We start from the raw sequence: 21,740 nt of genomic DNA on the forward strand, positions 1-21,740 counted from the left end.
ATCAGTCCTCCAGACGCGGGAAACGGCCGGCGATGTCTTCGCCGGTGAAATTGGCAACCCAACCTTCTGGATTGTTGAACAAGCGAATCGCGACGAAATGCGGATGCTCGCCCATGTCGAACCAGTGTTTGGTGCCGGCCGGTACCGAGATCAGATCGTTCTTCTCGCAGAGTACCGCGTAGACGTAATCGTCGATGTGCAGAGTAAACAGCCCACGGCCGGCGACGAAAAAGCGTACTTCGTCTTCGCCATGGCGATGTTCTTCGAGGAACTTGGCGCGCAATTCGGCTTTTTGCGGGTGATCGCTGTTGAGGCTGATGACATCGACGGTGATGTAACCGCGCTCGGTCATCAGCTTGTCGATCTGCTCTTTATAAGCGCTGATCACTTCTTCCTGCGTAGCGCCGGGCTGGATCTTCGCCGCAGCTTGCCAACGGTCGAAGCGCACGCCCTGCTCGGCCAGGGTCGAGGCGATGTCTTCAAAGTGAGTCAGCACTTTGTTGGGAATGTCGGGGCTTGAGACGTGATAGACGGACAGGCTGCTCATTGGGGCAATTCCTCGGTATCGGCCTTGCCGTCCGGTTCTTGCAGACCGGTCGGGCAGAGCATTTCATCAGGCAAATGGGCTACTTCCGGTGAAGTCAGCCTTGGCGGTTCATGACGCTGCGGGTTTTCAATTCGCATTCAAACAGGAATTCAAAGGCCTCGATCTGCCGCAACGCGTCGTTCATCTGCGCGCCCCACGTATAGAGGCCGTGGCCGCGGATCAGATAACCGACGCAATCGGGATGGGCGTCGAGCCAAGGCTGCACCTTGGCGGCGAGGCGCGCAATGTCCTGATCGTTGTCGAAAATCGGCACGCGCACTCGCGATTCGTGGGTCGAGATGCCACTGAAGGCTTTTTGCAGTTCGTAGTCTTCGAACTCGATGAAGTCTTCCGGGGTCAGGCGCGACAGCACCGTGGCGTTGACCGAATGGGTGTGCAGCACCGCACCGATCTCCGCGCGCCAGCTATACAACTGGGTGTGCAGCAGGGTTTCGGCGGAGGGCTTTTTGCCCGGTTCCAGGCTGTTGCCCGACAGATCGGTGGCGAGCACATCGTCCAGACCCAACTGGCCCTTGTGCTTGCCGGACACGGTCAACAGCGCTTCGCTCGGCGACAGGCGTGTCGAGTAATTGCTGCTGGTGGCCGGCGACCAGCCGCGACCATAAAGAAAACGCCCGGCGTCGACGATTTGCTGGGCGAGCTGTTCACGCGTAAGGCTCATGGCCTGTCCTCTTGCATACGTGTGGCAATGATAACGGCAGCAGCGAGCGCCGCGAGACTGGCAATACTAAAGGTCAATGTCGCGCCGAGGGCATTCCAGCTGTAGCCGGAATACAACGCACCCATGGCGCCGCCGGTACCGGCGAGTGCCGCATACAGTGCCTGGCCCTGCCCTTGCTGACGGGCGCCGAAGCTACGTTGCACGAAAGCGATGGCCGCGGCGTGAAAACTGCCGAAGGTCGCCGCGTGCAGAATCTGCGCGAACAACAGCACCCACAGGAACTCGGCGAACGAACCTAGCAGCAACCAGCGCAGCGCCGCCAGCAGAAAACTCGCCATCAGCACCCGGCGCAGGGAAACCCGCGCGAGAATCCGGCTCATGCACATGAACATCAGCACTTCGGCGACGACACCCACGGCCCAGAGCATGCCGATGGTGCCGCGTGTGTAGCCGAGTCGTTCCAGGTGCAGGGTCAGAAAGGTGTAATACGGGCCGTGGCTCATTTGCATCAGCGCCACGCAGCCATAAAACGCCAGTACGCCGGGATTGCGCAGTTGCTTGAGGAATCCGTCGCCGCTTGACCGGTTGCCTTGTGGCGGCTGCGCGTTCGGCACCCACAGACTGCTGAGGACGATGCCGGCCATGATCAGCACCAGCGCCGCCGGGTAAATGTCGAGGCTCAGCCATTCGAACAGACGACCGAGGGCAACCACGGTGATGATGAAACCGATCGAACCCCACAGGCGAATCTGGCTGTAACGCGAGGTCTGCCCCTGCAAATGCGCCAAAGTGATGACTTCGAACTGCGGCAACACCGCGTGCCAGAAGAACGCGTGCAGCGCCATGACCATCGCCAGCCAGGCGTAGGTCTTGCTGACGAAGATCAGCGAGAAGGTCAGCAACGTGCACACTGCGCCAAAGCGCACGATGGCCAGGCGCTTGCCGGTGTAGTCGCCGAGCCAGCCCCAGATGTTTGGCGCCACGCAGCGCATCAGCATCGGGATCGCCACCAGCTCGCCAATGCGTGCGGCGCTGAAGCCGAGATGATCGAAGTACAGCGCCAGAAACGGCGCTGTCGACCCGAGCAAGGCGAAATAGAACAGGTAGAAACTGGACAGCCGCCAGTAAGGGAGCGCCGCCACGCCGGTTATGCCGCGACGGCTTTAGAGCCCGCCATCAAAGCTGACCCAGCACCGGCGTGCTCACGCGTACATCGGCGTTCTGGCCACGGTGACGCAGCAGGTGATCCATCAGCACGATGGCCATCATCGCTTCGGCAATCGGCGTGGCGCGGATGCCGACGCACGGGTCGTGACGGCCCTTGGTGATGACGTCGACCGGGTTGCCGTGGATGTCGATCGAACGGCCCGGGGTGGTGATGCTCGACGTTGGTTTCAACGCGAGATGGGCAATGATCGGCTGACCGGAGGAAATGCCGCCGAGGATGCCGCCGGCGTTGTTGCTGAGGAAGCCTTGCGGGGTCATTTCATCGCGGTGTTCGGTGCCGCGTTGGGCAACCGAGGCGAAACCGGCGCCGATTTCCACGCCTTTGACGGCGTTGATGCTCATCAGCGCATGGGCCAGTTCGGCGTCGAGGCGGTCGAAGATCGGCTCGCCCAGACCGGGCATGACGCCTTCGGCAACCACGGTGATTTTTGCGCCGACCGAGTCTTGATCGCGGCGCAACTGGTCCATGTAGGCTTCCAGCTCAGGGACTTTGTCCGGATCCGGGCTGAAGAAGGCGTTCTCTTCCACCGAATCCCAGGTCTTGAACGGGATTTCGATCGGGCCGAGTTGGCTCATGTAGCCACGGATGACGATGCCTTGGGTGGCGAGGTATTTCTTGGCGATCGCACCGGCCGCTACGCGCATCGCGGTTTCGCGCGCCGAGCTGCGGCCGCCGCCACGGTAGTCGCGCTCGCCGTATTTGTGGTGGTAGGTGTAGTCGGCGTGGGCCGGGCGGAACAGATCCTTGATCGCCGAGTAGTCCTTGGACTTCTGGTCGGTGTTGCGGATCAGCAGGCCGATCGAGCAACCGGTGGTGCGCCCTTCGAACACACCGGAAAGGATTTCGACTTCGTCGGCTTCCTGACGCTGGGTGGTGTGGCGGCTGGTGCCGGGCTTGCGGCGATCGAGGTCGCGCTGCAGGTCTTCGAGGGAAATCTCCAGGCCCGGCGGGCAGCCGTCGACAATGGCGACCAACGCCGGACCATGACTTTCGCCAGCGGTGGTGACAGTGAACAACTTGCCATAGGTATTGCCGGACATGCAGGACGCTCCGTGAAATCAAACCCAAATTCGTGATGCGCGCCAGTATACGCAGGCTAACCGAGTAGTTCATCCTCGAACCTTAGTGGTGCGGGTGAGTCCAACCGGCACCTTGGCGAATGATGGCGTGATGATGCTGCGAGTTTTGATCTTGAGTCTTACCCTGTTTACGGGCTTTGCCCAAGCGACGGTCCTACAACGCCCGGTAACTTTGGACACCGGCACTGGCGAGCTTTTCGGCTCGCTGTTGCTGCCAAAGTCCGACAGTCCGGTGCCGGTTGTCCTGATCATTTCTGGCTCCGGCCCTACGGATCGTGACGGAAACAACCCCGACGGCGGGCGCAACGACAGCCTGAAACGGCTGGCCTGGGTGCTGGCCAAACACAACATCGCCAGTGTGCGATACGACAAGCGTGGTGTAGCGGCGAGCCTGGCTGCGACCCCGGATGAACGTAACTTGTCGGTGGAAGCCTATGTCGCCGACGCCCAGGCGTGGGCGCGCAAACTCAAGGCCGATCCGCGATTCGGCCCGTTGATCCTGCTCGGCCACAGCGAAGGCGCGATGATCGCCACGCTGGCGGCACCGAATGCTGATGCGGCAGCGCTGATTTCGCTGTCCGGCACTGCCCGACCGATTGATGAGGTGTTGCGCCAACAACTGGCGCGCAGCCTGCCGCCGCCACTGATGCTGCGCAGCAATGAGCTGCTCGACAGCCTCAAGGCCGGCCACACCGATGACAATGTGCCGCAACCGTTGCAGGTGATATTCCGTCCGAGCGTGCAGCCGTATCTGATTTCGCTGTTCCGTCAGGATCCAGCCAAGGCTTTCGCGCAATTGCAGATGCCGGCGCTGATTGTTCAGGGCAGCAACGACATTCAGGTCGGCGTCGATGACGCGAAGCTGCTCAAGGCTGCCAAACCCGACGCCGAACTGGTGGTGATCGAAGGCATGAACCATGTATTGCGCATCGTCCACAACGACATGAAGCGGCAATTGGCCTCGTACAAGGATCCGAATTTGCCCCTGGCGGCAGAACTGGGCAGCAAAATCATCGAGTTTATTGACGGACTTCGCACCCGTTAAGCGTTGTTTGCCCTCCAGTCCTGACAAAAACGGCCGATAAGCCTTTGTCGCCAGCGCAATGGCTGGCGACAAGCAGGGCTTGGACAGGATCTCGCCGTTATGACTGATACCCCGACTTCACCCGACACCACCGCTGAAAAAGACGCACCGCCAGCGGCCGAGCTGCCGTGGGCGGATGTCCATGTCGAGCACCACAAGATGCTCCGCCTGGCCCCGTTGCAGACTGATCGTCACACCGGTGGCCGGCCGCTGCGCTTTGTCGAGTTCGGCTATGCCGAGCGCAACAGCAAAGAACACAGCCTGATGCGCATGGAAATCAAGCTGCCTGGCCAGCGCGTGCGCAAAGAACAGAATCACCTCGATATCTGGGTCAATCACACGACCAAGCGTGTGCATTTCGGCCCGGACAGCGGCCTGCAGATCGAGCCGTTGAACCGTGGCATCGGCCGTTACATGGCGGCGCAAGGGATCAACTGGGCGAAAAAGCGTTGGCCGACGTACACCGTCGACGGCATGGACTTGAACAACAAGGACGCGCTGAATGAAGACACGCGGCTGCGTCGCGATCATTTCCTGCGCGTCCACGGGTTTGATGTGGTGTACGCCGATGCCCAGCATTTGAAGGGCAGCGTCAAGGAAGTGCAGGTCGGTGACTTGCTGGGCGACTGGAACAGCGAAAAGCTGCAGAACGTCGAGATTCTCGAAGCGGCGCAGATGCTTCAGCAGGCCGAGCAGAATCTGGCCGAGCAGGAAGTGAAGCTGAAGAAGCAGGAAGAGAAAGTCGGCAAGTTCAAGCGTGAAGACGCTGGGCTGCGCTTTACGATTACTTGTCTGGTGGCGTTTGCGGTGTTTCAGGCGGGGCTGTTGATCTGGATTGCCACGCACCGGTAGATCAAAAGATCGCAGCCTTCGGCAGCTCCTACATTGGAATTGGTGTACACCCTGTAGGAGCTGCCGAAGGCTGCGATCTTTTGCTTTTAGGCCTTAGACGCGGGAAGCGAACAAGGCCTGGTGAGCGCGGCACTGTTCAGCGGTCAGCATGAACACGCCATGCCCGCCGCGCTCGAATTCGAGCCAGGCAAAATCGACTTCCGGGTACAGCGCGTCAACGTGCACCTGGCTGTTGCCCACTTCGACAATCAGCAAACCCTTCTCGGTCAGATGATCCGCCGCTTCCGCGAGCATCCGGCGCACCAGGTTCAGACCATCATCGCCACACGCCAGGCCCAGCTCGGGCTCATGCTGATATTCATCCGGCATGTCGGCGAAATCTTCCGCATCGACGTAAGGCGGGTTCGACACGATCAGGTCGAAACGCTGCCCCGGCAGGCCATCGAAACCGTCGCCCTGCACGGTGTACACACGCTCATCGACGCCATGGCGCTCGATGTTCTGGTTAGCCACTTCGAGCGCTTCGAACGACAGATCCGCCAGCACCACTTCGGCATTCTGGAACTCGTAGGCACAGGCGATGCCGATGCAGCCGGAACCGGTGCACAGGTCGAGAATGCGCGCAGGCTCGGTGCCGATCCACGGGGCAAAATGGTTTTCGATCAGTTCACCAATCGGTGAGCGCGGGATCAACACGCGCTCGTCGACGATGAACGACATGCCGCAGAACCACGCTTCACCCAACAGGTAAGCGGTCGGTATACGTTCTTCGATACGGCGCTTGAGCAGGCGTTGCAGGTTCACCAGTTCGTCGTCTTCCAGCGCACAATCGAGGTAGCTGTCGGCGATTTCCCACGGCAGGTGCAACGCACCGAGTACCAACTGCCGGGCTTCGTCCCAGGCATTGTCGGTGCCATGGCCGAAAAACAGATCCTCCCCATGGAAGCGGCTGACGGCCCAACGGATGTGGTCGCGCAGGGTACGAAGTCGGGAAGTGATCACGGGGGCAGAACTCCAGAAAAAACGACTGGCGATTCTACCAGCCAAAACGCGCGCCGACGACGCAGGAAAATCGTCGCGGCGACGGTAGGCGTTTTGTGTCTTTTTGCTTCAGCGGTTCAACATAACGTGTAACTTGACATGGCTGCAGGCCAGTAACGACGGTGCCTACGATGGTAGCGATTCACAGAACCGCTCAGCCAGAGGACAATGTCGCAAAAGCCCCACCCCAAGGAGCCCCAGAATGTCCGTTCCAAAAACGATGTTTCAACTCAGCGGTCGCGGTTATGCAGCGGCCACACTGAGCCATGCCACCGTGGTCATCATCGATGCCCAGAAAGAATATCTCAGCGGCCCGTTGGCCCTGAGCGGCATGGACGCGGCCGTCGCGAACATCAAACAAATTGTTGCCGCAGCCCGTGCAGCCGGTCGGCCGATCGTGCACGTGCGTCATCTCGGCACCGTTGGTGGCCTGTTCGACCCACAGGGCGAACGTGGCGAATTCATCCCTGGGCTTGAACCGCAGGGTGATGAAACCATCATCGGCAAGCTGCTGCCGAGCGCCTTCCATGGCACCGAATTGCTCGACCGTCTGCAAAACCTCGGCTCTCTGGACCTGATCGTTTGCGGTTTCATGAGCCATTCCAGCGTCAGCACCACCGTGCGTGCGGCGAAGAACCTCGGGTTCCGCTGCACGCTGGTCGAAGACGCCTGCGCCACCCGCGACCTGCCGTTCAAGGGCCGGGTACTGAGCGCCGAACTGGTTCAGGAAGCGGAAATGGCGATCATGGCCGACAACTTCGCCACCCTCGCGCTGACTCAAGACCTGATCTGATCTGCTCTAATGAGCGGTTCAGCGCGCCGCTCATCCGCAAAATCCTCTCATTTGCCGCAAATGCCATAGCCTCAGGAACAACCCGGTCAACTCCCGGTCGAAGGGCCGATACCCATTGAGGAAGGTCGGAATGAAGTTATCCGATGGATTTGACGCACGCCGCTTGCGGCCCAAAGGCCAAAGCAACTGGCGTTTTCGATTCGGCGCGGCGATCGCGGCCATTCTGGCCACCTTCGGCGTGTTGTTGGCAATGGCCGGAGCGGCCAGCCTGATCGGGCACCCTCCGGCGCTCGGTGATTTGAACGCTACACCGATGGGTTCGGCGATCATTCTGGCGGTCGGTTTGCTGTTTCTGTATTTCGGTGTCGCCCTGTGGCGCCGCTGCCGCCGTCGCGCACGGCAATCGCGGGAACTGAACATGTCCCCGCACCTGATGAAAAAACACGACTGATTCACCGGCCTGGCTTTTTGCCGGGCCGTTTTGTTTCGACTTGGGTAAACTGGCCGCCCTTCGCGGAGGCTGACATGCAAGACGACGATTTTTCCCTGTTCAAAAGTGCGATCCAAGGCGTCAAGCCGATCAAGCACGACCGCGCCGACACCGGCAAACCCAAGGCTGACCGCGCACAGATTGCCAAGCTGCGCCAGTCCGCCACCGTGCGCACCGACACCGCTACCGTGGATGGTCTGTCCGATCAGTTCGTGATCGATGTCGGCCCGGAAGACGAGTTGATGTGGTCACGCGACGGCGTGCAGGAAAGTCAGATGCGCAAGCTCAAGGTCGGTCAGATCCCGTTCGAAGGCAGCCTCGACCTGCACGGCATGAGCGTGGAAAAGGCCCGCGAAACCCTCTGGGCCTTTCTCGCTGAAGCGACAAAATTCGAAATCCGCTGCGTGCGTGTCACCCACGGCAAGGCCGTGCGCCTGGACGGCAAGCGGCCGATGATCAAAAGCCACGTCAACACCTGGTTGCGTCAGCATGCGCAGGTGCTTGGGTTCTGTTCGTGCCAGGCCAAACATGGCGGTGCCGGCGCGGTGTACGTGATGCTTAAACGCACGATGATGGAAGGTCGCGACGAATAATCCCGTTACACCGAACTTGCAGGGTCGTGTCCGCCACCGTACCCTTGCCCTTTGCGAAAATCCCCCACAGGTAGTTTCATGTCCCTGGAACAGAATTACACCGCGATTCTCGGCCAACTGGGCGAGGACGTCTCCCGCGAGGGCCTGCTCGACACGCCAAAGCGTGCCGCCAAAGCCATGCAGTACCTCTGCCGCGGTTATCAACAGACGCTCGAAGAGGTCACCAACGGTGCCCTGTTCAGCTCCGACAACAGCGAAATGGTGCTGGTCAAGGACATCGAGCTGTACTCGTTGTGCGAACACCACCTGCTGCCGTTTATCGGCAAGGCGCACGTTGCTTACATCCCGAGCGGCAAAGTGCTGGGCCTGTCGAAGGTCGCGCGGATCGTCGACATGTACGCCCGCCGCCTGCAGATTCAGGAAAACCTCAGCCGCCAGATCGCCGATGCTGTCCAGCAGGTGACCGGCGCACTGGGCGTGGCGGTGGTGATCGAGGCCAAGCACATGTGCATGATGATGCGCGGTGTCGAGAAACAGAATTCGTCGATGATCACTTCGGTGATGCTCGGTGAGTTCCGTGAAAACGCTGCGACCCGCAGCGAGTTTCTCAGCCTGATCAAGTAATCCGCAGCACGAAGAAAACCGGCATTCATCGCCGGTTTTTTTTCGCCCGTGAAAAATCGGGTAAGCTGCGCGCCTTTCTCAATCTGCACCGTGAGGCTTTCAACGTGTTCGTCAAAGCGCTTCGTGTCGGCCTCGGCCAACTGGTTATCTTCATCGACTTCATCACCCGTCCGGGCAAGAAAAAACGCCCCGCCGCTGCTCAGGCCCAAGTGGATGCGGCAGCGAAGGATCTGACGTTGTATCAGTTCAACGCCTGCCCGTTCTGCGTAAAAACCCGCCGGACTCTGCGTCGTCTGAATGTGCCGGTGGCGCTGAAGGATGCGAAGAACAACCAGCAGGATCGTCAGACGCTGCTGGAACAGGGTGGCCGGATCAAGGTGCCTTGCCTGCGCATTGAAGAGAATGGTAAGACGACGTGGATGTATGAGTCGAAGGTGATTATTGATTATCTGGACAAGCGATTTGCTGCGGTCTGATGGTTTTGTTGTGGGGCTGAAGGTGCTATCGCGAGCAGGCTCACTCCTACAGGGGAACGCATTCCAATTGTAGGAGTGAGCCTGCTCGCGAAGAGGCCCTCTTGGCCAACACTAATATCAGACAAAAATAAACCGGCCCATGAGCCGGTTTATTTGTTTTATCAGGCCGCTTCATCCAACTGCGCCTGGCGCACCACCGCCGCCAATCGCTTCAACCCTTCATCCAGTCGCGCCGGATCGATGTGGCTGAAATTCAAACGCAAATGCCCATGATGTTTATCCGGCTCCGGAAAGAACGGCTCCCCCGGCATAAACGCCACGTCATTGGCCAGCGCCTCATTCAATAGCGTTCGCGTATCCAGCGGTTGCTTCAACGTCAGCCAGAAAAACAACCCACCCTGCGGCGTTTCCCAATCCGCCAGATCCGCAAAATGCGTTTCCAGTGCCGATTGAAACGTATCCCGACGCTGGCGATAGAACCCACGCAACTCACTCAAGTGCTGCTGATATTTCTCCGTGCCAATCCATTGCAACGCCTGCCACTGGCCGATGCGGTTGGTGTGCAGATCCGCTGATTGCTTGAGCTTGAGCAGGTGCGGAAACAGATCCGGGCTGGCGATCAGGTAGCCGATGCGCAGACCTGGCAGCAAGGTTTTCGACACGGTGCCGGTGTAGATCCAGCTCGCCTTCTTCAGACGCCCGGCAATCGGTTTGGCGCTGCCACCATCGAAAGTCAGCTCGCGGTAAGGCTCGTCTTCGATCAGGGTTACGCCGAATTCATCAAGCAATGCCGCAACGGCTGCACGTTTGGCTTCGCTGTATCGCACGGCTGACGGGTTTTGAAAGGTCGGGATCAAGTAGATGAACGCCGGACGGTGTTGTTCCAGGCGGCTGCGCAATTGCACCAGATTCGGGCCGTCGGACTCTTGCGGCACGGTCAGGCAATCGGCGCCGAACAGCTGGAAGATTTGCAGGGCGGCGAGATAGGTCGGCGCTTCGAGCAGAATTTCCGTGCCCTTGTCGATGTACAACTTGGCTGCCAGATCGAGGGTCTGCTGGGAGCCGCTGACCACCAATACCTGACTCTCCTCACAGTCCAGACCCAGCGCCCTCGCCTCCGCCGCCAACGCTTCGCGCAACGCCGGCTCGCCTTCGCTCATGCCGTATTGACCGAGCGCCAGCGGCATGTCGGCCCACTCGACTTTCGGCAGCATCGCTTCGGCGGGCAAGCCGCCGGCGAACGACATCACCTCAGGGCGCTGGGCGGCGGCGAGGATTTCACGGATCAGAGAACTTTTAAGGCGCGAGACACGTTCGGAAAAAGCCATGGAGGTCACCGGTAGCGAGGCGGATGAAAAATGAGTCAAACTGGTTGACTGAAATTACGCCAGCTTGAGCGAGTACGTCAATATGCTTGACCTTAAAAACCCATCCAGTCAGCAGCAGGCGATGGAAGCATTTTTCTTCGGCTACCAGGCATTCACCGCCAAGGCTGACGAAATGCTCGAGCGCCGTGGATTGTCGCGGGTGCATCAGCGCATTGTGTTTTTCATCGCCCGTTATCCAAATTTGAGCGTGAAGGAATTGCTGGAATTGCTCGGTGTGAGCAAGCAGGCGCTGAACATGCCGTTGCGGCAGTTGCAGGAAATGCATCTGGTCGACAGCGTCGCGTCGGAGGCAGACAAGCGTAAGCGGCTGCTGGCGTTGACGGCGGAGGGCGCGAAGTTTGAACAGGCGTTGCGGCGTGAGCAGGTGAAGTTGCTGGAGCGGGTGTTTGCCGAGGCTGGGGAGGCGGCGGTGAATGGCTGGTTGGCGGTGAATTTGGCGTTGGGGAAAAGTCAGACAGTTCTCGAATGACTGTTCGGGCCTCATCGCTGGCAAGCCAGCTCCCACAATGATCGCGGGAGTACACAGATACAAAGAAACCCACGAATCCTGTGGGAGCGGGCTTGCTCGCGAAGAAGTCCGAACAGACGATATATCCCTATCGATGGAACTTTCGTAAACAAAACCAAAAACAATATTTGCTTTATTTGTACACAAAAGCATAATCCACAGCGTGCGAGTTCCTGACCGCATGGTCAACAAATTCGCGTATGCCTCAAAGGGCCGCTGCCACCCCTCATGGGTCCGGCCCTGGAAATAACAATAAAACTCTTGAGGAGTACTCGCTGTGGAAAGCCGCAAATCCGAAGCATCGACGCTGGATCTCTCGCCGCCATTACAAAATGGCTTGCTGGAGCGCTTGTTTAAACTCAGCTTGCATGGCACCACGGTGAAGACCGAGCTGATTGCCGGTCTGACAACCTTCATCACCATGGCTTACATCATCTTCGTCAACCCGAACATCATGGCCGATGCCGGGATTGACCACGGTGCAGCCTTCGTCGCCACCTGTATCGCCGCTGCGCTGGGCTGCCTGTTGATGGGCCTGTACGCCAACTGGCCAGTTGGTCTGGCACCGGGCATGGGCCTCAACGCATTTTTCACTTACACCGTGGTCGGCACCATGGGCTACAACTGGGAAACCGCGCTTGGTGCGGTGTTTGTCTCGGGTGTGCTGTTCATGATCCTGACGTTCTCGCGGATTCGCGAGTGGCTGCTCAACAGTATTCCGGTCAGCCTGCGTTTTGCGATGGGTGCTGGTGTCGGGCTGTTCCTCGGCTTGATCGGCCTGAAAACCGCGGGCATCGTCGTCGATAGCCCGGCGACCCTGATCAAACTCGGCTCCCTGCGCGAGCCTGGCCCGCTGCTCGCCGCCATCTGCTTCCTGATGATCGCAATCCTCAGCTACCACAAAGTCTTCGGCGCGATCCTCATCAGCATCATCACCGTGACCCTCGCCGGTTGGGGTCTGGGCATCGTGCATTACGAAGGGATCATGTCGACGCCGCCAAGTCTGGCGCCGACCTTCATGGCGATGAATGTCGCGGGCGTGTTCAACGTCAGCATGATCAGCGTGGTCCTGGCCTTCCTCTTTGTGCACATGTTTGACACCGCCGGCACCCTGATGGGTGTTGCTCAGCGCGCCAATCTGGTCAACGCTGACGGCCGTATCGAAAACCTCTCCCGCGCGATGAAAGCCGACAGTGCGTCCAGCGTATTCGGCGCTGTTGTCGGTGTTCCGCCGGTTACCAGTTATGTAGAAAGTGCTGCCGGCGTGGCCGCAGGTGGTCGGACTGGTCTTACCGCAGTCACCGTAGGTGTGCTATTTATAGCGGCAATGTTTTTCGCACCGCTGGCCGGCATGATTCCCGCTTACGCCACCGCCGGTGCACTGATCTACGTAGCGATGCTGATGATGGGCGGCATGGCCCACATCGAGTGGGACGAAGCCACTGATGCCATTCCGGCGATCGTCACCGCCATCATGATGCCGCTGACTTTCTCGGTCGCCGACGGTATCGCGCTGGGCTTCATCACTTATGTGGCATTGAAGGCCGGTACCGGCAAGTACAAGGAAATTTCCGTCAGCCTGTGGGTGCTCTGCGCGATCTTCATCGCCAAGTTCATCTTCCTGTAAACGCTACGCGGTTCAGGTTTCAAAACAGCCTCACCCTCGCGGGTGGGGCTTTTGTGCATTTTTCAGTACAACAAAAAAAGGAGGAAAGTGATGAGTCTGGAAACCTGGCTGCTGTTCAGCGGCGCTGCATTGGTGGTGATCCTCATTCCGGGGCCACTGTCGTTGTTGATGATCAGCAACAGTCTGAATTACGGTTTGCGCCGCTCTTACCCGGCGTTTCTCGGTGGCGTGATTGCCTCGATCTGCCTGCTCAGTGCCTCGGCGCTGGGGCTCGGTGCGTTGCTGCTGGCGTCGGAGCAGTTGTTCAGCGCGCTGAAAATCGTCGGTGCGCTGTACCTGTTCTACCTCGCCTGGCAGAGCTGGCAGCAATCACGTCAACCGTCGGTGGGCGCAGAAGTGCCTCAGGCGGCACCGACTCCGCGCTTTCGCACCTTGTTTGGGCGCGCGTTTGTGTTGGGCGCGAGTAATCCGAAGGACATCCTCTTCTTTGCTGCGTTTCTGCCGCAGTTTCTCAGCGCGCAGCAGCCGTTCCTGCCGCAGTTGCTGATCATGATTGCGACCTGGGTGGTGCTCGATCTGTGCTGCAAACTGGCCTATGGGCTGGGCGCGCATGGCGCGGCGCGGTATCTGCGCAGTGGCAAGGGACAGAGCTGGTTTAACCGCATCAGTGCCGGGTTGTTCAGTGGCGCGGGTGCTGCCTCCCTGCTGAGCCGTTAAAGAGCAAAAGATCGCAGCCTGCGGCAACTCCTACATGGGATTGCACTTCAATCTGTAGGAGCTGCCGCAGGCTGCGATCTTTTGACTTTAGGGCAGGCGAAAAAAAGCCCGCAGTGTGAGCGGGCGAAAGACCAAAGAAGCTATATGCGCAGTCGCTTCCCGGTGGGGGCAGCTGCTTGGGGGTCAGCTGCCCCGGTACGTGGAATAGCTGTACGGCGAAATCAGCAACGGCACATGGTAGTGATCCTGTTCGGCAGAGATGCCGAAGCGCAGCACAACCACGTCCAGAAATGCCGGTTCCGGCAACTGAACGCCACGGGCGCGGTAGTAATCGCCCGCATGGAACTGAACCTGATAAACCCCGGTACGGTAGTCATCGCCTTGCAGCAGCGGTGCATCGACCCGGCCATCGCTGTTGGTAATCGCACTGGCGACCAATTCCAGTTGCGAGCCTTCAACGCGGTACAGCTCGACCTTGATCGAACTGCCCGGGCAACCGTGTGCAGCGTCCAAAACGTGTGTTGTCAAACGTCCCATTGATTCTGCGCGCCTGCCTGCGTGGAAGCAGTCAGACCTCGCGCCTCCCGAAGTCAGTTGAAAAGGAGACCGCACCGATTCGGAGCACGAAAAGCTGCGGCGAGCGATTGATTAAGACACTTTTCAAAAAAATTGTACACAATAAAAACGACATTTTTTCCTGCACCCCCGTCATCCGGGCCTTTACCCGCGATCTGCCAGCACAGCGCCTGAACATTGAACCTTCAATCCATTAGCTGACCGGTCAGGCAGGTTTCTTGCAGGCTCACGCCATTAGCAGTAAAAGATGACAGTCGGTGAAAAATGCGAAAATTCAGGCTTACAAAGTGCGATTAAAGTTGTATACAATCAGCCCATCGCTGTGACGCCAGCCTGCCAGGCCGCCACACACATCTGTCAACGAATAAGAAGGAAGACTGCAGTGAGCGCTGACTACCCACGCGACCTGATCGGTTACGGCAGTAACCCTCCTCACCCACACTGGCCGGGCAATGCCCGTATCGCCCTGTCGTTCGTACTCAATTACGAAGAAGGCGGCGAGCGCAACATTTTGCACGGCGACAAAGAATCCGAAGCCTTCCTGTCTGAAATGGTTGCTGCCCAGCCGCTGCAAGGCGCGCGCAACATGAGCATGGAATCGCTTTACGAGTATGGCAGCCGTGCCGGCGTCTGGCGGATCCTGAAACTGTTCAAGGAATTCGACATTCCGCTGACCATCTTCGCCGTCGCCATGGCCGCTCAGCGCCACCCGGACGTGATCCGCGCGATGGTCGATGCCGGCCACGAGATCTGCAGCCACGGCTACCGCTGGATCGACTACCAGTACATGGACGAAGCGCAGGAACGCGAGCACATGCTCGAAGCGATCCGCGTCCTCACCGAAATTACCGGCGAGCGCCCACTGGGCTGGTACACCGGCCGCACCGGCCCGAACACCCGTCGCCTGGTCATGGAAGAAGGTGGTTTCCTCTACGACTGCGACACCTACGACGACGACCTGCCCTACTGGGAACCGAACAACCCGACCGGCAAGCCGCATCTGGTGATCCCGTACACCCTCGACACCAACGACATGCGCTTCACGCAAGTGCAGGGTTTCAACAAGGGTGACGACTTCTTCGAATACCTCAAAGACGCGTTCGACGTGCTCTACGCCGAAGGTGCCGAAGCGCCGAAGATGCTCTCGATCGGTCTGCACTGCCGCCTGATCGGCCGTCCGGGTCGCATCGCTTCGCTCAAACGCTTTATCGAATACGCCAAAAGTCATGAACAGGTGTGGTTCAGCCGTCGCGTCGACATCGCGCGCCACTGGCACGAAACCCAGCCGTACCAAGAGGCCGCCAAATGAGCCGCTTTCAAACCCTGCAACCGTCGACCCTGAGCCGCGACGCTTTCGTCAACGCTTTCGCCGACATCTACGAACATTCGCCATGGGTGGCCGAGAAGGCCTACGACCTGGGCGTGGACGCTTCGATCGACGAGATCGAAACCCTGCACCAGCGCATGAGCGACATCCTGTTGAGCGCCGATCACGCCAGTCAGCTGGCACTGATCAACGCTCACCCGGACCTGGCCGGCAAAGCGGCCGTCCAGGGCCAACTGACCGAAGCCAGCACCAATGAACAAGCTGGCGCCGGTATTCACCAATGCACGGCCGAAGAGTTCCAGCGCTTCACCGAGCTGAACGACGCCTACAAAGCCAAGTTCAAGTTTCCCTTCATCATGGCGGTAAAAGGCAGCAACCGGCATCAGATCCTCGCGGCGTTCGAAACGCGCATTCACAACTCGGTCGACACCGAATTCAAATGCGCGCTGGCGGAGATCAACAAGATTGCCCTGTTCCGTTTACTGACTCTTTAGCAAGCCTGACCCGAGTACATCAAACGCGGAGAGTACCCAGGGTCTTGCAAGCATCCCCAGCCAACTTATTAAAGGCAGACAAGAAGAATGAAAGCTTACGCCGTACCTTTCGAGAAGTTCGTCAACCTGGCCGATGCCCGTCTGGGCACCAAAATCATCTCGGTCACCGATGACTGGTTCGCAGACGCCAATCGTCTGTTCCAACCGACCCCGGCCGTATGGAAGGAGGGCGTGTTCGATGACAACGGCAAGTGGATGGACGGCTGGGAATCGCGCCGCAAGCGCTTCGAAGGCTTCGACAGCGCAGTGATCCGTCTGGGCGTACCGGGCTCGATCAAAGGCGTGGACATCGACACTTCATTCTTCACCGGCAACTTCCCGCCATCGGCCTCGCTGGAAGCGTGCTTCCTGGCCTCGGGCGAGCCGGACGAAAACACCCAGTGGACTGAAGTGCTGTCGGCCGTCGAGCTGCAGGGCAACAGCCACCACTACCACGAAATCAGCAACGACAAAGCGTTCAGCCACCTGCGCTTCAACATCTACCCGGACGGCGGTGTTGCCCGTCTGCGTGTGTACGGTGTTCCGCATCGCGACTGGTCGGCCGTTGGCGACAACGAGCAAGTCGATCTGGCAGCAGCCCTCAACGGTGGCCGCGCCCTCGCCTGCTCCGACGAACACTTCGGCCGCATGAGCAACATTCTCAACCCGGGCCGTGGCATCAACATGGGCGACGGCTGGGAAACTGCACGTCGTCGTACGCCAGGCAATGACTGGGTCATCGTCGCGCTGGGCCACCCGGGCGAGATCGAGAAGATCGTCGTCGACACCCTGCACTTCAAAGGCAACTACCCGGACACTTGCTCGATTCAGGGCGCGTTCGTCAAGGGCGGAACTGACAGCCAGATCGAAACCCAGTCGCTGTTCTGGCGCGATCTGCTGCCAAGCCAGAAGCTGGAAATGCACGCCGAGCACACCTTCGTCGAGCAGATCAAGGCACTGGGCCCGATCACCCACATCCGCCTGAACGTGTTCCCGGACGGTGGTGTAAGCCGCCTGCGCGTACTGGGCAAGGTCGCTAAATAACACTGAGCCTGTAGGAGCTGCCGCAGGCTGCGATCTTTTGATCTTAAAAACAAAGTCAAAAGATCGCAGGCTTCGCCAGCTCCTACAGAGTAATGCAGTGAACAGACAACGAATTCGGATAAGAAGAACAGCATGCGCACACTAACGATTGAACCGCTGAGCAAAGAAGCCTTCGCCCCTTTCGGTGACGTCATCGAAACCGACGGCAGCGATCACTTCATGATCAACAACGGTTCGACCATGCGCTTCCATAAACTGGCGACGGTCGAAACCGCTCAGCCTGAGGACAACGCGATCATCAGCATCTTCCGCGCCGACGCGCAGGACATGCCGCTGACCGTTTGCATGCTGGAACGCCATCCGCTGGGCAGCCAGGCTTTCATACCGCTGCTCGGCAACCCCTTTCTGATCGTGGTCGCGCCAATTGGCGATGAACCTGTATCAGGCTTGGTCCGCGCCTTCGTCACCAACGGCAGGCAGGGCATTAATTACCATCGCGGCGTTTGGCACCATCCGGTGCTGACGATCGAAAAGCGGGATGACTTCCTGGTGGTTGATCGCAGTGGCACAGGCAATAACTGCGATGAGCATTTTTTCAAAGAGGATGAGCGTTTGATCCTCGCCCCCCACCAATAAGAGAAGGTCTGATCACTCGACAACAAGAGTGACAGGCGAGAGGTAAAGACTGTGGAAGCACATCTGTTGGAATGGCTGAACCTGAGCGTGCGCTGGGTTCACATGATTACTGGCGTGGCCTGGATCGGCGCGTCGTTCTACTTCGTCTGGCTGGAGAACAACCTCAACCGCGTCAACCCGAAAACCGGCCTGGCCGGTGATCTGTGGGCGATCCACGGTGGCGGTATCTATCACCTCGAAAAATACAAACTGGCCCCACCGTCGATGCCGGAGAACCTGCACTGGTTCAAATGGGAAGCCTACTTCACCTGGATGTCGGGTATCGCGCTGCTGTGCGTGGTGTTCTACTCCAACCCAACGCTCTACCTGCTGGCTCCGGGCAGCACACTGAGCGGCCCTGAAGGCGTGGCCATCGGTATCGGCTCGCTGTTCCTCGGCTGGTTCATCTACTCCTTCCTGTGCGACTCGGCCTTGGGCAAACGCCCTGCTCTGCTGGGCTTCATTCTGTTCGTGCTGATCATCGGCGCGGCGTATGGCTTCAGCAAAGTGTTCAGCGGTCGTGGTGCGTACCTGCACGTCGGCGCGATCATCGGCACCATCATGGTCGGTAACGTGTTCCGCATCATCATGCCGGCGCAACGGGCACTGGTGGCGGCTATTGCCGAGAACCGCACGCCGGATCCGGCGCTGCCGGCCAAAGGCTTGCTGCGTTCGCGTCACAACAACTACTTCACCCTGCCGGTGCTGTTCATCATGATCAGCAACCACTTCCCGAGCACCTATGGCAGCCAGTACAACTGGTTGATCCTGGCCGGGATCGCAGTGTTGGCAGTGTTGGTGCGTCACTACTTCAACACCCGTCACGACAGCCACAAGTTTGCCTGGACTCTGCCGGTGGCAGCGGTGGGCATGATCACTCTGGCGTACGTCACCGGCCCGACGCCGATGTCGACCGCTCCGGAAGTGGCCAAAACTCCTGCGAAAATCGAGTACCAACCGCTGCCGGAAACGGCACTGGGCGGTGGCGCTAAACCGGCTGAAGCGTCGGCACCTGCGCAAGCCGCAGCGCCTGCTGCAGCACCGGCGCAAGCCTCCAACGCAGGTCCGGCCTTCGACAAAGTGCACAACGTGATTCAAGAACGTTGCGCAGTTTGCCACTCGGCCAAACCGACCAGCCCGTTGTTCAGCGCAGCGCCTGCGGGTGTGATGTTCGACACCCCTGAGCAGATCCGCCAGAACGCGCCGCGCATCCAGGCGCAAGCCATCACCACGCAGATCATGCCACTGGGCAACATCACGCAGATGACCCAGCAGGAACGTGACCTGATCGGTGCATGGATTGCCCAGGGAGCACAGACCAACTAAGCAACAAAGCTTCGCGAGCAGGCTCGCTCCCACAGAGATCGCGCATTTCCTGTGGGAGCGAGCCTGCTCGCGAATCGCCGCAACGCGTTTTTACCTGATGCAAAGAAACAGCTGTGAGCAACCGGACAGCTGTTAATCACAAGAATAAAAAGATCCGAGGTGTTGCATGTCCGAGCTGTCCGAAGCGCGCATCCCCGACGCACCCGCCATTCAGCGATTGCCCCTTTTGCAACTGATCCTGGTCGGTTTGCAACATGTTCTGCTGATGTACGGTGGTGCCATCGCGGTGCCGCTGATCATTGGACAGGCCGCTGGCCTGAGTCGTGAAGAAATTGCCTTTCTGATCAACGCCGACCTGCTGGTCGCCGGTGTCGCCACCATCGTGCAATCCATGGGCATCGGCCCGATGGGCATCCGCATGCCGGTGATGATGGGCGCCAGTTTTGCTGCGGTTGGCAGCATGGTCGCCATGGCCGGCATGCCCGGTATCGGCCTGCAAGGCATCTTCGGTGCAACGATCGCCGCCGGTTTCTTCGGCATGATCATCGCGCCGTTCATGTCCAAGGTCGTGCGCTTCTTCCCGCCCCTGGTGACCGGCACGGTCATCACCTCGATCGGTTTGTCGCTGTTCCCCGTGGCCGTGAATTGGGCGGGCGGCGGTGCTGGCGCCGCGCAATTCGGTTCACCGATTTATCTGGCCATCGCTGCCCTGGTGTTGGGCACCATTCTGCTGATCCACCGCTTCATGCGCGGTTTCTGGGTCAACATTTCCGTGCTGATCGGCATGTGCTTCGGCTACGTGCTGTGCGGCGCAATCGGCATGGTCGACCTGAGCGGCATGGCCAACGCGCCGTGGATTCAGTTCGTCACTCCGCTGCATTTCGGCATGCCGAAATTCGAACTCGCACCGATCCTGTCGATGTGCTTGGTGGTAGTGATCATCTTCGTCGAGTCCACCGGCATGTTCCTCGCGCTGGGCAAAATCACCGGCCAGGAAGTCTGCCCGCGCATGCTGCGTCGCGGCTTGCTGTGTGATGCCGGCGCCTCGTTTGTCGCCGGTTTCTTCAACACCTTCACCCATTCCTCGTTCGCGCAGAACATCGGTCTGGTGCAGATGACCGGCGTGCGCTGCCGCTCGGTGACCATCGTTGCCGGTGGTTTGCTGATCGTTCTCAGTCTGCTGCCGAAAGCGGCGTTCCTGGTGGCATCGATTCCACCGGCAGTCCTCGGCGGCGCAGCGATTGCGATGTTCGGCATGGTCGCCGCTACCGGCATCAAGATCCTGCAAGAAGCCGACATCGGTGACCGTCGCAACCAGTTGCTGGTCGCGGTGAGCATCGGCATGGGCCTGATCCCGGTGGTGCGTCCTGAGTTCTTCGCGCACCTGCCGCTGTGGATGAGCCCGATTACGCACAGCGGCATCGCCATGGCAACGCTCAGCGCGCTGACGCTGAACCTGCTGTTCAACATTCTTGGCGGCAAAGAGCGCGCAGCGATCAACGACTGCCACGTACACCAGCATTAACTAAGTCACCACAAAACCTTGTGGGAGCGAGCCTGCTCCGGGCGGCGTTCCGACGAAAGCGCTGTGTCATTCAACAGTGATGGCGACTGACACACCCCCTTGGCGAGCAGGCTCGCTCCCACAGGGGCAAGCAACAGCTCTGCGCCTCAACAATAAAAACAAGAGGGAGCAACAGATGATTCGCACGCAAACCAACGTTCTGTTGAGTGGCGGCCTGCTGGCCGCGAGTCAAGCCATGGCCGGCGATCTCCTGCTGTGGCAAACCAACAGCCTCAGCTATCTGTATGGCAAGAACTTCGCGATCAACCCGTCGATCCAGCAGACGGTGACGTTCGAGCACGCCGACAAGTGGAAATACGGCGACAACTTTCTCTTCGTCGACAAGATCTTCTACAACGGCGAAGAAGACCGCAACAAAGGCCCGCACACCTTCTACGGCGAATTCACCCCACGCTTCTCGTTCGGCAAGATCTTCGATCAGAAGCTCGAATTCGGCCCGATCAAGGACGTGCTGCTGGCGATGACCTACGAGTACGGCGAAGGCGAAAGCGAGGCCTACCTGATCGGCCCGGGCTTCGACCTCAAGGTGCCCGGCTTCAACTACGTCACCCTGAATATCTTCCGTCGCCAGACCGAAGGCCCGCGCCCCGGCGACGGTGTCTGGCAGATCACTCCAGGCTGGTCCTACAGCATTCCGGTGGGCAATTCCGATCTGCTGATCGACGGTTATCTGGACTGGGTCGTCGACAATGACGAGAACTCGCGCGGCACCTACCACGCCAACCTTCACATCAATCCGCAGATCAAATACGACCTCGGCAAAGCCCTCGGCTGGCGTCAGAAGCAGCTGTACGTCGGCACCGAATACAGCTACTGGAAGAACAAATACGGGGTCGAAAGCAGCCACAACCTCGACACCAATCAGAACACCGCCAGCCTGCTGGTGAAGGTGCATTTTTAAGATGA

General features: G+C 59.3%; 24 protein-coding genes. 17 read left to right on the top strand and 7 right to left on the bottom strand.

All coding sequences use genetic code 11. The annotated features are described in order from the left end of the window. Nucleotide 1: 1 nt before the first annotated feature. The 4 genes from QOL84_RS10365 to aroC all read right to left on the bottom strand — a co-directional run bounded on the left by QOL84_RS10365 (nucleotide 2) and on the right by aroC (nucleotide 3,536). A complete protein-coding gene (locus QOL84_RS10365; RefSeq protein ID WP_007914042.1) occupies nucleotides 2-547 on the bottom strand; it encodes a 1,2-dihydroxy-3-keto-5-methylthiopentene dioxygenase in 546 nt (181 codons plus the stop codon). A gap of 94 nt (nucleotides 548-641) precedes the next feature. After that, a complete protein-coding gene (locus QOL84_RS10370) occupies nucleotides 642-1,268 on the bottom strand; it encodes a methylthioribulose 1-phosphate dehydratase (protein WP_129391306.1) in 627 nt (208 codons plus the stop codon). After that, the gene (locus QOL84_RS10375) at nucleotides 1,265-2,410 is read right to left on the bottom strand and encodes an MFS transporter (protein WP_129391304.1); all 1,146 of its coding nucleotides are present in this window, start codon (nucleotides 2,408-2,410) and stop codon (nucleotides 1,265-1,267) included. Before QOL84_RS10375 ends, QOL84_RS10370 begins: the two co-directional genes overlap by 4 nt. A gap of 34 nt (nucleotides 2,411-2,444) precedes the next feature. Then, entirely contained in the window at nucleotides 2,445-3,536 is a 1,092-nt protein-coding gene (aroC, locus tag QOL84_RS10380; RefSeq protein ID WP_283437156.1) for a chorismate synthase, read from the bottom strand. A gap of 130 nt (nucleotides 3,537-3,666) precedes the next feature. Between aroC and QOL84_RS10385 the strand changes: the two genes are divergently transcribed. Continuing rightward, complete coding sequence (locus QOL84_RS10385) at nucleotides 3,667-4,620, top strand: alpha/beta hydrolase (protein WP_129391301.1); 954 nt, start codon at nucleotides 3,667-3,669, stop codon at nucleotides 4,618-4,620. Between the two features lie 99 nt (nucleotides 4,621-4,719). Continuing rightward, nucleotides 4,720-5,511, top strand: coding sequence for a hypothetical protein (locus QOL84_RS10390; RefSeq protein WP_129391298.1), 792 nt, complete (start codon nucleotides 4,720-4,722; stop codon nucleotides 5,509-5,511). 93 nt (nucleotides 5,512-5,604) lie between these two features. Here the strand turns inward: QOL84_RS10390 and prmB are convergent, their stop codons facing one another. Continuing rightward, entirely contained in the window at nucleotides 5,605-6,513 is a 909-nt protein-coding gene (gene prmB / locus QOL84_RS10395; RefSeq protein ID WP_283437157.1) for a 50S ribosomal protein L3 N(5)-glutamine methyltransferase, read from the bottom strand. A 241-nt stretch (nucleotides 6,514-6,754) separates the two neighbouring features. On the opposite strand from prmB, the gene QOL84_RS10400 reads away from it, so the two are divergent. The 5 genes from QOL84_RS10400 (at nucleotide 6,755) to QOL84_RS10420 (ending at nucleotide 9,528) form a co-directional block, all read left to right on the top strand. Continuing rightward, on the top strand, nucleotides 6,755-7,345 hold the full coding sequence (locus QOL84_RS10400) for a cysteine hydrolase family protein (RefSeq protein WP_129391295.1): 591 nt from the start codon (nucleotides 6,755-6,757) through the stop codon (nucleotides 7,343-7,345). A 130-nt stretch (nucleotides 7,346-7,475) separates the two neighbouring features. After that, nucleotides 7,476-7,796, top strand: a complete 321-nt coding sequence (locus QOL84_RS10405; protein ID WP_085732350.1) for a hypothetical protein — start codon at nucleotides 7,476-7,478, stop codon at nucleotides 7,794-7,796. 74 nt (nucleotides 7,797-7,870) lie between these two features. After that, nucleotides 7,871-8,428, top strand: a complete 558-nt coding sequence (locus QOL84_RS10410; RefSeq protein WP_038366959.1) for a Smr/MutS family protein — start codon at nucleotides 7,871-7,873, stop codon at nucleotides 8,426-8,428. A gap of 78 nt (nucleotides 8,429-8,506) precedes the next feature. After that, nucleotides 8,507-9,052 (top strand): GTP cyclohydrolase I FolE, encoded by a 546-nt coding sequence (gene folE / locus QOL84_RS10415; protein ID WP_011333202.1) that lies wholly within the window; start codon nucleotides 8,507-8,509, stop codon nucleotides 9,050-9,052. Nucleotides 9,053-9,156: 104 nt separating this feature from the next. Then, nucleotides 9,157-9,528, top strand: coding sequence for a glutathione S-transferase N-terminal domain-containing protein (locus QOL84_RS10420; RefSeq protein ID WP_283437158.1), 372 nt, complete (start codon nucleotides 9,157-9,159; stop codon nucleotides 9,526-9,528). Nucleotides 9,529-9,689: 161 nt separating this feature from the next. Here the strand turns inward: QOL84_RS10420 and QOL84_RS10425 are convergent, their stop codons facing one another. Further along, nucleotides 9,690-10,856, bottom strand: coding sequence for an aminotransferase-like domain-containing protein (locus QOL84_RS10425; protein WP_283437159.1), 1,167 nt, complete (start codon nucleotides 10,854-10,856; stop codon nucleotides 9,690-9,692). Between the two features lie 82 nt (nucleotides 10,857-10,938). On the opposite strand from QOL84_RS10425, the gene QOL84_RS10430 reads away from it, so the two are divergent. The 3 genes from QOL84_RS10430 to QOL84_RS10440 all read left to right on the top strand — a co-directional run bounded on the left by QOL84_RS10430 (nucleotide 10,939) and on the right by QOL84_RS10440 (nucleotide 13,768). Continuing rightward, nucleotides 10,939-11,385 carry a MarR family winged helix-turn-helix transcriptional regulator gene (locus QOL84_RS10430; RefSeq protein WP_283437160.1) on the top strand — a complete coding sequence of 149 codons (447 nt, stop codon included), beginning with the start codon at nucleotides 10,939-10,941 and terminating at the stop codon, nucleotides 11,383-11,385. Between the two features lie 316 nt (nucleotides 11,386-11,701). Continuing rightward, nucleotides 11,702-13,051 (top strand): NCS2 family permease, encoded by a 1,350-nt coding sequence (locus tag QOL84_RS10435; protein ID WP_283437161.1) that lies wholly within the window; start codon nucleotides 11,702-11,704, stop codon nucleotides 13,049-13,051. 90 nt (nucleotides 13,052-13,141) lie between these two features. Further along, nucleotides 13,142-13,768, top strand: coding sequence for a LysE family translocator (locus QOL84_RS10440; RefSeq protein WP_008080903.1), 627 nt, complete (start codon nucleotides 13,142-13,144; stop codon nucleotides 13,766-13,768). Between the two features lie 183 nt (nucleotides 13,769-13,951). On the opposite strand, the gene uraH is transcribed toward QOL84_RS10440, so the two are convergent. Then, on the bottom strand, nucleotides 13,952-14,305 hold the full coding sequence (uraH, locus tag QOL84_RS10445) for a hydroxyisourate hydrolase (RefSeq protein WP_008031462.1): 354 nt from the start codon (nucleotides 14,303-14,305) through the stop codon (nucleotides 13,952-13,954). Nucleotides 14,306-14,726: 421 nt separating this feature from the next. Between uraH and puuE the strand changes: the two genes are divergently transcribed. The 7 genes from puuE (at nucleotide 14,727) to QOL84_RS10480 (ending at nucleotide 21,735) form a co-directional block, all read left to right on the top strand. After that, the gene (puuE, locus tag QOL84_RS10450) at nucleotides 14,727-15,653 is read left to right on the top strand and encodes an allantoinase PuuE (protein ID WP_283437162.1); all 927 of its coding nucleotides are present in this window, start codon (nucleotides 14,727-14,729) and stop codon (nucleotides 15,651-15,653) included. After that, nucleotides 15,650-16,165 carry a 2-oxo-4-hydroxy-4-carboxy-5-ureidoimidazoline decarboxylase gene (gene uraD, locus QOL84_RS10455; RefSeq protein ID WP_129391274.1) on the top strand — a complete coding sequence of 172 codons (516 nt, stop codon included), beginning with the start codon at nucleotides 15,650-15,652 and terminating at the stop codon, nucleotides 16,163-16,165. Before puuE ends, uraD begins: the two co-directional genes overlap by 4 nt. An 87-nt stretch (nucleotides 16,166-16,252) precedes the next feature. Beyond that, nucleotides 16,253-17,248: an allantoicase gene (alc, locus tag QOL84_RS10460; protein WP_122594937.1), complete on the top strand. Its 996-nt coding sequence runs from the start codon at nucleotides 16,253-16,255 to the stop codon at nucleotides 17,246-17,248. A gap of 132 nt (nucleotides 17,249-17,380) precedes the next feature. Continuing rightward, nucleotides 17,381-17,884, top strand: a complete 504-nt coding sequence (locus QOL84_RS10465; protein ID WP_077571770.1) for an ureidoglycolate lyase — start codon at nucleotides 17,381-17,383, stop codon at nucleotides 17,882-17,884. Nucleotides 17,885-17,935: 51 nt separating this feature from the next. After that, the gene (locus QOL84_RS10470) at nucleotides 17,936-19,249 is read left to right on the top strand and encodes a urate hydroxylase PuuD (protein WP_283437163.1); all 1,314 of its coding nucleotides are present in this window, start codon (nucleotides 17,936-17,938) and stop codon (nucleotides 19,247-19,249) included. A 166-nt stretch (nucleotides 19,250-19,415) separates the two neighbouring features. Then, nucleotides 19,416-20,774: a nucleobase:cation symporter-2 family protein gene (locus QOL84_RS10475; RefSeq protein WP_283437164.1), complete on the top strand. Its 1,359-nt coding sequence runs from the start codon at nucleotides 19,416-19,418 to the stop codon at nucleotides 20,772-20,774. Nucleotides 20,775-20,949: 175 nt separating this feature from the next. After that, nucleotides 20,950-21,735, top strand: a complete 786-nt coding sequence (locus QOL84_RS10480; protein ID WP_283437165.1) for an outer membrane protein OmpK — start codon at nucleotides 20,950-20,952, stop codon at nucleotides 21,733-21,735. The last annotated feature ends 5 nt before the right edge of the window (nucleotides 21,736-21,740 follow it).

It is taken from the genome of Pseudomonas helmanticensis (assembly GCF_900182985.1).
GTDB lineage: Bacteria > Pseudomonadota > Gammaproteobacteria > Pseudomonadales > Pseudomonadaceae > Aquipseudomonas > Aquipseudomonas helmanticensis.